The following is a 10539-nucleotide window of genomic DNA, read 5'->3' on the forward strand; positions in this document are numbered from 1 at the left end:
GGTTCCTATCCGCTAATCGGAGCGATGGGCCGAAGAGGGATGTCCGACATCAATCATCGGGCTAGAATGGCCAGCCCTTCACGGCGATCACGATCGCCGCATCGCCAGCGGCCATCAGCAACAGGACGGCGAGACTGGCGATGATTGCGCCCGGCTGGGCAAGCGCGCGCAACTCTCCGAGCATGTGTCGGCTCCAAAAAGCAGCAATGCCGCGATGACCCTGAGGGTTCCTGCGGACACGCCGGGCGTTGACGTGCGAGCGCCGGAACGAAGGCCCGAGATCGCGCGTTCCTGCGACGAATTGAGGGTTCACGTGCCGCGCTATCATTTTGATCTGGTCGACTCCGAGACCGTCGCCGACGAGGGAGGAGCTGAATTGCCCGACGACATCGTGGCGCTGGACGTTGCCGAGGAGATCGCGAAGAGGCTCCTTGCGGAGCGTCCCGAACTCAGGAATCGTCATTTTTCCATCCTGGTCACGAACCAGCAGGGTGAGGAGATCGGGAAAGTGCCACTGGATGTCCTGCACTGAAGTCGCGGCCTGACATGGCGTTGAGGATCGGAGTGATCTCGGATACGCACGGCCTTCTCAGACCTGAGGCCGGACGCCGTCTTGCAGGGGTGTCGCATATCCTCCACGCTGGTGATATCGGCGCGCCGGAGGTTCTGGAGAGGCTTTGCCTAATAGCGCCCGTCACCGCCATCAGGGGAAACGTCGATGTCGGCAGTTGGGCGAGGCGCTATCCCGAAACCGAAACAGTGCACCTCGGCGCTCGTTGTTTCTACCTCCTTCACGATCTCAAGGCGCTCGCCATCGACCCCGCGGCAACCGGTGTGAACGTGGTGATATCAGGACATTCGCATCGAGTGCAGGTCAACACGATCAACGGAGTGCTTTTCCTGAATCCTGGAAGCGCCGGTCCAAGGCGATTCAAGCTGCCGATCACGCTGGCAACGCTCGATCTCGATGAGGGCGGCGACCTGCGGCCCACCATCCATGAGCTCGACGCGTGAACGAGGCGCATGCGTAGCAGCTAGTGGGTATTCGACTTTTGCCATCGCTCCAGATCAATCGGGGGACGCTTTGGGTCGATCTGCTCCTTCTCGGGATTTCCCTGCCAAGGCTGGTCCGTCTGCCGGTGGGTTGGCAAATCCGTCTGCTGTCGCGGATCGTCGACCGGTGTTTCTCTCGGGTCGTTTTCAGGCGCTTTCGCTTTCGGCATAACTTGTCCTCTCTGCGATCTGTCGGTGTGGTGGCACGCGATCAACGTACGCCAGCGATCCCGCCATCATCAGCTTCCGGGTGCCGTCCTTCTCCGTTTCCCGCGATAGAGCCTGGACCATGAACAAAAAGCCTTCCGTATGAACTGCGGGGTCAACACGGGCAGGAATCGTTCGTTCCTACGGGCATGCATCAGCATCGATCAGGAACGACCGCCGCCCCATCTCATTGCCAGCGCATGAGGTCGCGAGACCGAAACAAGGAGCATGCAATGTCCAAATTGCCCCCCATACCGCCAGAGCAGCGCAGCGACAAGGGACCCGGATCTGATCCCAGGATCGAGACGGATGAAAGAGTCCCCGACCGCGAGAACTTCGACACCCAGGGTCGTCACGGCAACATCAAGCAGAACACGACAAACCAAGGCTACCAGCAGGACCGATGAATGCCACACAAGAACTCAGACAGTGAACGCTTCGGTGGTCCGGGCTCCTCGCGGCAGGATCGCAAGCACCCCGAAAAGGGAGGTCGCGAGCATGAGCGCCCTGCGCCCGGAACGGCTACCAACGACCGCAAATCACACGTCTCGGGAGGCGGTGGTGAGCGCGATCAACATCACACGCACGACGATCGTGAGAGGAGCTGAGCAATGGCTAAGACAAATTCGAGCTTGATGCTGATCGCGTTCCTGGCGACCGCGTCGATAGGGGCCGCCTCGGCGCAGAGTGGCGGTGGCGGCGGTTCGGGAGGATCGGGCGGAGCAAGCGCGAGCAGCACGAGCGGTGGCACCGGCGGTGCCACAAGCCCTGGGTCGGCAGGCCTTGGGTCTGCAGGAGCTACAAACCAGACGGGCGGTGCATCGCCCAGCCTGGGCAATCCAGGCGACGCGGCCGCGGCTTCGCGTGGCACGACGGCTACCGGCACGAACACCGCTGGAACGGCCCAATCGAGCGGTGGCGGGCCGCGAGGATCGACCACCGTCGGGCGGGCCGGCAATCCCGCAGGGGGGACCAGCAGCGGACGGATTGACGGAACTGCGACACCCGGTCCGTCGATGCCGGGCGACGCCGAAATACGCTCGGAGAACTCTCAGGATTCCCACGTCGATCGAAAGATCAAGAGCATCTGCAAAGGCTGTTAGATCGGCGATCAGGACGCCGGGTTTTCCGGCGTCCAATCGAGGTCGTCCTCGCTTCGAGGTTCGGGGTCGGGCGAGCAGGGCTTGATCTTCAGGTCATCCTCGAGCCTGGGCTGACCCCCGCCGCTTTCGACCAGACCGGCGTCTTCGGCCTTTTTCAGGGTTTCCTCTTTGGTTGAAAACGTCCGGCTCAGTTTTTCGCCGTCCTTGAACAGGGCATACGCCATATTGGCTCCTCGCGATTGGAATCATCGAAGACTTTGACGTGGGCGGACACACACGGCCACCGTCGCTCCTTTGTCGCTTGGTGAAGCTCTAGCCGACTTCCCTGAGATTGCTCAGGATCGCCAGGTGACGCTGAATGATCGGCGGCGACATCTATGCGACCTGCTGTTCGCCGGGGTGCCATCTGATCGCAAATACGACGTGGAATCTCCAATGTTGGATTCACAAGACGCTGCGACCGTTTCGAACGTTCCTATCGCCGCCGTAAGCAGCCGGGCGATGCTCCACCTGATGTCGGCATCCTGGCACGAGCCCGCAGGTTAACGCAGGTTATTGGCACGGGAAGTGCGTCATGATCATAGGAACGGCAGCACTGAGGACGGTTTGTCCATCATCCAGATGCCGACCGGCGCACGAGCAAAATCATGCAACACAGAAATTCACGCAGCTTCCCGATTTCCGCGGGCGTCCTTCTCGGGCTTGGTCTGGGCGGGTTTTTTGACGGCATCGTGTTTCATCAGCTGCTGCAATGGCATCATATGTTAAGCGGCTGGTATCCGCTCAACTCCATCGACAACGTCAAGCTCAACACGACCTGGGACGGCATCTTCCACAGCGCGGCCTATGTTGTTGTGCTCCTCGGCCTGTATGTGCTGTGGCAACGGGCGCGCAGGTCTGACATCCACTGGTCGCGCGGCCAGTGTCTCGGCGCGGTGTTGCTCGGTTGGGGCATCTTCAATCTGGTTGAAGGCGTGGTTGACCATGAGGTCTTCAAGCTGCACCAGGTGAATGAGACCGTGCCTCACGAGCAGCGCATCTTCTGGGACATCGGCTTCCTGCTATGGGGTGCGGCCATGTTGGTCATCGGCGCCGCCATGACACGCGCCGGCACGCAAGGGAGGGTCCATGCGGAAAGCAGTCTACAGCCTCGCTAGAGAGACCCCGCCAGCTCTGGTCTATGCCATTTTTATATTGCTGCTGATGCTCGCTACAGCACCGGCCCTTCGCATCGTGCTGTTGGGTGTGTCGCTGGATGATCTTCTGCAACTACGCTGCTTCAATCCCGGCTGATGCGCGGTTATCACGCCTCATGTCTTCCCGGAGGTAACATGGTCGAGTTCAGGCTTCCGAAACACTCCCGCGTCGAAAAGGGAAGGATCTGGCCCAAGCCGGACAGCAAATCGTTGCGCGAATTCCAGGTCTATCGCTGGAATCCCGACGACGGACGCAATCCCCGGCTCGACACCTACTTCGTCGATATGAGCGATTGCGGGCCCATGGTTCTGGATGGTCTGATCTGGATCAAGAACAACATCGACTCCACGCTGACATTCAGGCGGTCCTGCCGCGAAGGCGTGTGCGGCTCCTGCTCGATGAATGTCGCCGGCCAGAACACGCTCGCCTGCACCAAGTCCATGAGCGAGGACGTTCCGAACGGCGAGCCGCTGCGCGTGCTGCCCTTGCCGCATCAGCCAGTGGTCAAGGACCTCGTTCCCGACCTGACGAATTTCTACGCACAACTCGCATTGATCGAACCTTGGCTGCAAACCGTGTCACCCACACCACCGAAGGAATGGCGACAGAGCCATGAGGATCGGGCCAGGCTCGACGGGCTCTACGAGTGCATCCTCTGCGCCTGCTGCTCGACATCTTGTCCAAGCTACTGGTGGAATTCCGAGCGTTTCCTCGGCCCAGCGGCCCTGATCCAGGCGGCCCGCTGGGTCAATGACAGTCGCGACGAGGCGACGGGCGAGCGCCTCGACAAGCTCGAAGACCCCTTCAGGATTTATCGCTGTCACACCATCCTCAACTGCGCGAAGGCGTGTCCCAAGGGCTTGAATCCGGGCGAAGCCATCTCCGGATTGCGCCTCAAGATGGTCGAACGGAAGTTCTGATCGGGGACGGACACTCGCGCATAAAGGAACGATGGCTGCGGGGTAGGCTTATCGACCAAACTGGAGGCGCCTGATGGGCAAGAAACAATTCGCCGCGTTGCCGTTCATGCTGAACAATTCCGAATTGCGCGTGATGCTGATCACGACCAGGCGCAAGCGCAGGTGGAGTGTCCCGAAGGGATCGCCGATGCGCAAGACGGAGCCGCACCGTACGGCTGCGCTCGAGGCGTACGAGGAGGCCGGTCTCGTCGGCGTCACCGCAAAGCGCGCGCTGGGCTCCTTCAAGCATCGCAAGCGGAAGGGTGATCGCAAGCGGACCATGAACGTTGCCGTCTTTCCCATGAGGGTCCACGGGCAGGAGCGCTGGTGGCCGGAAAAGGGAGAGCGTGAAGCAATCTGGGTCTCGCCGAAGACGGCGGGCCGTCTGGTGCACAAGGCGCAGCTTCGTCGTCTGATCGCCCGCTTCGCGGCGCAGACGGAGAAGACCGCCTCCTCACCGCTGAGCGATGGCATGGCTCCAGGAACCCGCGTCTCGTCCAGTTATTCAAGGTAGATGAACCAGCAACCGACCGGACTCGCATTCGAGGAGCGACCGCCTCATGAGGTCTTGGCCGCGGCGATCAAGCGACGCTGCGCGATCCTGTTCGTCGGGGCCGGGGTCTCGATGGCTGTCGGCCTGCCGTCCTGGCAATCTCTGATCGACCATCTGCTGGATGACCTTGGACTTGAGCGCGACGTGATCGCTGGGATGCACGGCGGCTATCAGATGCTGGCGGAGTACTACCGGCTGAAGCGCGGCGGAATCGGCCCGCTCCGCAGCTGGCTCGACCGCAACTGGCGCGTCGACCCGGACAGGATCGCGGCCTCACGGCTCCACCGGCTGATCGTGGAGCTCGATTTTCCGACCATTTACACCACGAACTACGACCGCAACCTCGAGACGGCCTTCGAGGTCCTGGAAAAGCCCTATGCCAAGATCAGCAACGCAAAGGACATTGCAAGCGCCCGTTCCGGCGTCACGCACATCATCAAATTTCATGGCGACTTCGACGACGATGCCTCGCTCGTCTTGACCGAGACCGACTTCCTCAACCGGCTCGCGTTCGATTCGCCACTCGATATCCGGTTTCGCGCCGATGCCTTGGGCAGCACGCTGCTTTTCATCGGATACAGCATGTCCGATCCCAACATTCGGCTCCTGCTGCATCGGATTTGGCAGAGTTGGGATGAGTCCGGGCACCGCCAGGACCGACCGAGGTCCTTCGCGTTCGTCACGCAGCGCAATCCGGTGCAGGAAGCTGTATTGGCGAACTGGGGCATCACCACCATAGCGCCGCCTGACGGCGTCAGCCCAGATGATGGTGTCAGCCAGTTTTTGCTGGACATCCGCCGGCGTATCGAGCGAGAGAGCTAAAGCGGTCCCTGGCGCGCCTTGAGCGTTTGCTCTGCTGCCGCGGGGCCGCTCGGCTCAGCGGCGGGATCGGTCAGAAGGAGGATCGATGACCAGTCCACCTGGGCCGGTCACCGATATCCCCTATATCGCCGTGCATAGGCATAGCGAGGATTGACGCCGCAATAGGCGTGCGTTCCCGATGCAGTCGCCATGCACTGAGCGTAACTGGCGAACTGGCAGTTGCCCGGATAGCCCCAGACGCGGCCCTGAAGGCAGTAGCGGTCTTGTGCGACGGCCGCCGTTGGGGAGCCGAGGCCCGTCACGAGCGCGAGAGAGGCGGCGGCCAGGAGCAATCGATGCTTCATGGAAATCTCCATTTCAACATTGAACGTGCCTCGTGAAGCGGCGTTCCAAGTGCAACGTTTACCGACTCCTCTAATTGCGACCTGAACGCGATGCGGCCCCGGCGAGGAGAGGATCTCACCGAGGCCGCTCTCATGCGCGCAACAGCAAGGGCGCGCTTTGGAGGATTGCTAACCGCGAACCGCTAGCGACGCGGCGTGGCGCCGTTGGACGGTGGGGTCGTTTCGTTGCGCATGCCGGAAGGACTGGAAGCACCTTGTCCGCCCCGCTCGACATGGGTGATGCCGCCGCCGCCGCCGGTTCCGCCTGAGCCGCCATCTCCAGCTCCAGCACCGCCTGCGCCTGCGCCGCCAGCCCCGGCACCAGCGCCCGCGCCGCCGCCAGCGCCGCCTCCGGCCCCACCACCGGCGCCGCCTGCGCCACCACCGGCGCCACCGCCAGCACCTTGCGCGAACGCTGCGCCGACTGAAGCGCCTGCAAGCATTGCTGCCGTAAAGATCGTCAGGATTGTCTTACGCATCTGTCTTCTCCTTGAGGTTTCGATGTCGGATCAATCATGTGAAGCATCCACCGTTCCTAGCCGTGCAGCGTGATCAAGCTCTGTCGTCGACGACTCCGCGTCGATATTGCGAAGGCACGGCAACTTCGTCGAACCGTTGGGCGAGAGCATCGAGAGCCGCGCGCATCTGCGGCCCCTGCATGGCCGCGCCGTGCCCCGTGACGACGATCTCCGGAGCGAGTGCGGCAAGTGCGCGCACCGATGTCTTGGCGCTTCCCCAATCGGGGGTGAAATACATCGGGGGCCCGTGCATCTCCGGCGTTTGCGTCACTGCGGCGTAGACGGATTCCTGCCGCGTCGTGATGAAGGCATCGCCGGCAATCAGCACGCGGTCGCGTTCGCGCCAGAGCGAGATATGCCCTGGGGTATGGCCGGGGGTATGGATCCACTGCCATTCCGGCATGAAGGGCACGCTGTGATCACAGGGAAGATCATAAAGGCGCGATGCGACATCCACCGGCTTTGTCGGGAAGAGCGGAGAGAGCCGAGCGAGCAGCCCGCCACCGACGCTGGGATCGGCCGACGGATAGGATTGGCTTCCGTCCAGATAGGGATGCTCGGCCGCATGGGCATAAACCGGCACGTGCCATTCATTCCCTAGCGTTTCGAGCACGCCGACGTGATCGAAGTGCCCATGCGTCATGACAATGCAGGAAGGCCGGCCGTTTCCTCCAAACCGGGCTTTCGCGGCGGAGCGGATGGCGCCAGCCGATCCGGGAATGCCGGCGTCCACCAGCACCCAATTGCCGTCGCCGGCGTTTTCGAGGCCAACGAAAATCACGTTGACGATCGCGAGCTGACGATAGGCGACGTCAGCGACGATCTGCCGCGTGTTGTCATTGCGGTCGAGGTCGGATTGCGCGTGCTCCGCGTCGGCGGAAGAGGGAAGCGGGATCTGCGTCATGTCCATTCAAGTCCGAGTTGGTCAGCTCACTAGCGCTCGATTGTGCCGATCCGCCGGATCTTCCTCTGAAGCAGCATCACGCCGTACAGCAGCGCCTCCGCGGTCGGCGGGCAGCCGGGCACGTAGATGTCGACCGGCACGACACGATCGCAGCCGCGCACGACCGAATACGAATAGTGGTAGTAACCACCGCCATTAGCGCACGACCCCATCGAGATGACGTAGCGTGGCTCGGGCATCTGGTCGTAGATCTTGCGAAACGCCGGTGCCATCTTGTTGGTGAGCGTGCCCGCGACGATGATCACATCCGACTGGCGCGGCGATGCGCGCGGCGCGAAGCCGAAGCGTTCGGCGTCGTAACGCGGCATCGACATCTGCATCATTTCGACCGCGCAGCAGGCGAGCCCGAACGTCATCCACATCAGCGACCCGGTTCGCGCCCAGGTGATCAGCTCCTCCGCGCTCGCCGTGAAGAAGCCCTTGTCCGCAAGATCGTCGCGGATCGTCATGAAGAACGGATCGGAAGTGTTGTCGGGCCGTCCCTCGCCCGGCCGGCCAAGTCCGGGCCGGCCAAGTCCAGGCCGGCCAAGCGAAGCGCCTGAGCTGCCGACGTGCGGAGAGCTGTCTGTCATTCTTGTCCCTAAGCGCTGCGGCCGTTTGGCGATGCGACCACACGTTCGGGAAAACAGTCATTTGCATGCCGCGTTCCTGCGGCGGTAGCGGGATTTGTGTTCTGTTATCGCAGGTTAGCTTCGGGTCCGGCGGCCGGAACCCAGCGTCGGCGTGACGGATCACTCTAGGAACGATCCACCGAAACTGCGGTTGGCGGCGACAAGGCCGGTGAAATGGAGAACATGAAATGACGAACGCAGCCCGCGATACATTCGTGGTTGGATTACGCAATGCGCATGCGATGGAGGTGCAGGCGCGAGAGTTGATGGAACGTCAGTCGGAACGATTGGACGAATATCCCGAGGTCAAGGCCAAGGTTGCCGCCCACCTTCAGGAAACCAACGAGCAGCTGAAGCGGCTGGAGAGATGCCTGGAAGCCTGCGGGGAGAGCACCTCCAGCCTCAAGGATACGACGCAATCCATGATGGCGAACATGCAAGCCATGGCACACTCTGTCGCCGGCGACGAGATTCTCAAGAACACATTCGCCAACAATGCCTTCGAGAATTTCGAGATTGCTGCATACAAGTCTTTGCTCGCCCTCTGCGGCGCCGCTGGGTTCGCGGAGGCCAAGGAGCCTCTTGAGACGTCGCTGAAGGAGGAGCAGCGCATGGCCGCCTGGATCGACTCGAACGTCGAGAAGGTGACAATGGAATATCTGGCGCATCAGCGCCAGGCGGCCTGATCGCACTCCACACCCACCACGGCGAGACCGGCGGCTTCGGCCGCCGAGTCCGCCTGCGGTCTCATATCGGCTCGCAGGACCGGAACCCTCTTATCCACGTTTGGCTGTAATGGCGCACATCATTTTCAGCGACTACCGTAGTCCCGCTGCCGAACAGGCCTATGAGATCGCGTGGGACTTTCTGGCCCGCAGCGGGGCGATCCACGATGAGTTCGAGGCGTGCGTGTTTCTGGCCCAGCGCATCACCATGATGGTCGAGGAAGGCCAGGAAAACCGGATCCGGATGGCCAATCGCGCGATCTCCGAATACCAGTACCATCTCGAGAACTTCTGCAAGCCGGCCCGTGGCGCGGCTGCTTCACGGGCTTGAGAGCTCGCGCGGGTTCCGCGCGTTCCTCGGCTCGTTCTGCCGTTTACTGCCCATCGGCGATCGTTAGCTGTCCGCGTGCCCCGGTACGTCCGCTCCTGCGCGGTGCAATGGCCGGAACAAGTGCCGGCGCTTCCCCGGCCATGCGCATGGCGAAATAGGCGATCGTCGCCTTGAGACCGTCTTTGAGCGCCACGCGCGGGCGCCATCCCAGCGCGCGAACGGCTGTGTCGATCACTGGTTTGCGGCGCTTTGGATCGTCCTTCGGCAACTCCTCGAATCGGAGCGGCGAGATTGACTCCGTATACGCCAGCACGTCGCGCGCAATAGCCTCGATGGCGACCTCGTGGGGATTGCCCAGATTGCACGGACCAGTAATCGAGGATGGACTCTCCATGAGCAGCTGGAGGCCGCGCACGAGATCGTCGACGAAGCAGAAGCTCCTGGTCTGCGTACCACCTCCATAGATCGTGATCGGCTCTCCGCGAAGCGCCTGCACGATGAAGTTGGAGACCACGCGTCCGTCATTCTCCAGCATACGGGGTCCGTAGGTGTTGAAGATGCGCGCGACCTTGATTTCGACGCCGTACATGCGATGGTAATCGAACATCAGCGTTTCCGCAGCCCGCTTGCCCTCGTCGTAGCAGGCCCGGGGCCCGATCGGATTGACGTTGCCGAGATAGGTTTCCGGCTGGGGATGCACTTCGGGATCGCCGTAGACCTCGCTGGTCGATGCCTGCAGCACCCGGGCGCCTTTCCGTTGCGCGAGCTCCAGCATGTTGATGGTGCCGAGCACGCAGGTCTTCATCGTGCCGACTGGATCCTTCTGGTAATGCCTGGGTGAGGCTGGGCAGGCAAGGCTGTAGATCCGGTCGATGTCGCCCTCGATCTCGATGGGATCGCGCACGTCGTGTTCGATGAAGCGAAAATTCGGATGATTGAGCAGCGGGCGGATGTTGTCGATCCTTCCCGTAAACAGGTTGTCGAGGCAGATCACGGTGTGGCCGCGCTGCAAAAGCGCGTCGCAGAGATGGGATCCGATGAAGCCGGCGCCGCCGGCCACCAGAACGGTGGGAGAGCGGCGGGACGCGTTGATGCGGGTCTGAAGTGTCATGG

Annotated in this window: 18 protein-coding genes; 10 read left to right on the plus strand and 8 right to left on the minus strand. The window is 62.0% G+C overall.

Annotated features, from left to right (window positions below):
• Positions 1–61: 61 nt before the first annotated feature.
• Positions 62–184 carry a hypothetical protein gene (locus RX329_RS41915; RefSeq protein WP_274535703.1) on the minus strand — a complete coding sequence of 41 codons (123 nt, stop codon included), beginning with the start codon at positions 182–184 and terminating at the stop codon, positions 62–64.
• A 30-nt stretch (positions 185–214) separates the two neighbouring features.
• On the opposite strand from RX329_RS41915, the gene RX329_RS41920 reads away from it, so the two are divergent.
• Both RX329_RS41920 and RX329_RS12495 read left to right on the plus strand, forming a co-directional pair.
• Positions 215–532 (plus strand): DUF6894 family protein, encoded by a 318-nt coding sequence (locus tag RX329_RS41920; RefSeq protein ID WP_231190486.1) that lies wholly within the window; start codon positions 215–217, stop codon positions 530–532.
• 14 nt (positions 533–546) lie between these two features.
• Positions 547–1014: a metallophosphoesterase family protein gene (locus tag RX329_RS12495; RefSeq protein ID WP_085348960.1), complete on the plus strand. Its 468-nt coding sequence runs from the start codon at positions 547–549 to the stop codon at positions 1012–1014.
• Positions 1015–1034: 20 nt separating this feature from the next.
• Here the strand turns inward: RX329_RS12495 and RX329_RS12500 are convergent, their stop codons facing one another.
• Positions 1035–1223, minus strand: a complete 189-nt coding sequence (locus RX329_RS12500; RefSeq protein ID WP_083926604.1) for a hypothetical protein — start codon at positions 1221–1223, stop codon at positions 1035–1037.
• A gap of 270 nt (positions 1224–1493) precedes the next feature.
• Between RX329_RS12500 and RX329_RS12505 the strand changes: the two genes are divergently transcribed.
• Positions 1494–1667 carry a hypothetical protein gene (locus RX329_RS12505; protein ID WP_162847264.1) on the plus strand — a complete coding sequence of 58 codons (174 nt, stop codon included), beginning with the start codon at positions 1494–1496 and terminating at the stop codon, positions 1665–1667.
• A 704-nt stretch (positions 1668–2371) separates the two neighbouring features.
• On the opposite strand, the gene RX329_RS12515 is transcribed toward RX329_RS12505, so the two are convergent.
• The gene (locus RX329_RS12515) at positions 2372–2587 is read right to left on the minus strand and encodes a hypothetical protein (protein ID WP_018460391.1); all 216 of its coding nucleotides are present in this window, start codon (positions 2585–2587) and stop codon (positions 2372–2374) included.
• Positions 2588–3010: 423 nt separating this feature from the next.
• Between RX329_RS12515 and RX329_RS12520 the strand changes: the two genes are divergently transcribed.
• The 5 genes from RX329_RS12520 (at position 3011) to RX329_RS12540 (ending at position 5894) form a co-directional block, all read left to right on the plus strand.
• A complete protein-coding gene (locus tag RX329_RS12520; protein ID WP_085348962.1) occupies positions 3011–3520 on the plus strand; it encodes a DUF2243 domain-containing protein in 510 nt (169 codons plus the stop codon).
• The gene (locus tag RX329_RS12525; protein ID WP_158091515.1) at positions 3492–3656 is read left to right on the plus strand and encodes a hypothetical protein; all 165 of its coding nucleotides are present in this window, start codon (positions 3492–3494) and stop codon (positions 3654–3656) included. The genes RX329_RS12520 and RX329_RS12525 overlap by 29 nt, the downstream gene beginning before the upstream one ends.
• A 38-nt stretch (positions 3657–3694) precedes the next feature.
• Complete coding sequence (locus RX329_RS12530; RefSeq protein ID WP_085348963.1) at positions 3695–4480, plus strand: succinate dehydrogenase iron-sulfur subunit; 786 nt, start codon at positions 3695–3697, stop codon at positions 4478–4480.
• 73 nt (positions 4481–4553) lie between these two features.
• Positions 4554–5033 carry an NUDIX hydrolase gene (locus tag RX329_RS12535; protein ID WP_085348964.1) on the plus strand — a complete coding sequence of 160 codons (480 nt, stop codon included), beginning with the start codon at positions 4554–4556 and terminating at the stop codon, positions 5031–5033.
• Positions 5034–5894, plus strand: a complete 861-nt coding sequence (locus tag RX329_RS12540) for an SIR2 family NAD-dependent protein deacylase (protein WP_085383999.1) — start codon at positions 5034–5036, stop codon at positions 5892–5894.
• A gap of 107 nt (positions 5895–6001) precedes the next feature.
• On the opposite strand, the gene RX329_RS12545 is transcribed toward RX329_RS12540, so the two are convergent.
• The 4 genes from RX329_RS12545 to RX329_RS12560 all read right to left on the minus strand — a co-directional run bounded on the left by RX329_RS12545 (position 6002) and on the right by RX329_RS12560 (position 8331).
• Complete coding sequence (locus RX329_RS12545; RefSeq protein ID WP_083926601.1) at positions 6002–6238, minus strand: DUF3551 domain-containing protein; 237 nt, start codon at positions 6236–6238, stop codon at positions 6002–6004.
• Positions 6239–6420: 182 nt separating this feature from the next.
• The gene (locus RX329_RS12550; protein WP_143273835.1) at positions 6421–6756 is read right to left on the minus strand and encodes a hypothetical protein; all 336 of its coding nucleotides are present in this window, start codon (positions 6754–6756) and stop codon (positions 6421–6423) included.
• Between the two features lie 73 nt (positions 6757–6829).
• Positions 6830–7699: an MBL fold metallo-hydrolase gene (locus tag RX329_RS12555; protein ID WP_166517552.1), complete on the minus strand. Its 870-nt coding sequence runs from the start codon at positions 7697–7699 to the stop codon at positions 6830–6832.
• Between the two features lie 29 nt (positions 7700–7728).
• Positions 7729–8331 carry a NuoB/complex I 20 kDa subunit family protein gene (locus tag RX329_RS12560; protein WP_085348967.1) on the minus strand — a complete coding sequence of 201 codons (603 nt, stop codon included), beginning with the start codon at positions 8329–8331 and terminating at the stop codon, positions 7729–7731.
• Between the two features lie 227 nt (positions 8332–8558).
• Between RX329_RS12560 and RX329_RS12565 the strand changes: the two genes are divergently transcribed.
• Positions 8559–9056, plus strand: a complete 498-nt coding sequence (locus RX329_RS12565) for a ferritin-like domain-containing protein (RefSeq protein ID WP_026234016.1) — start codon at positions 8559–8561, stop codon at positions 9054–9056.
• Positions 9057–9165: 109 nt separating this feature from the next.
• A complete protein-coding gene (locus RX329_RS12570) occupies positions 9166–9426 on the plus strand; it encodes a hypothetical protein (RefSeq protein WP_085348969.1) in 261 nt (86 codons plus the stop codon).
• A gap of 43 nt (positions 9427–9469) precedes the next feature.
• Here RX329_RS12570 and RX329_RS12575 read toward each other — a convergent pair whose 3' ends face one another.
• Positions 9470–10537 (minus strand): UDP-glucuronic acid decarboxylase family protein, encoded by a 1068-nt coding sequence (locus RX329_RS12575; RefSeq protein ID WP_085360990.1) that lies wholly within the window; start codon positions 10535–10537, stop codon positions 9470–9472.
• Positions 10538–10539 lie beyond the last annotated feature (2 nt).

The organism is Bradyrhizobium sp. BWC-3-1, from assembly GCF_032917965.1.
Classification (GTDB): domain Bacteria; phylum Pseudomonadota; class Alphaproteobacteria; order Rhizobiales; family Xanthobacteraceae; genus Bradyrhizobium; species Bradyrhizobium canariense_D.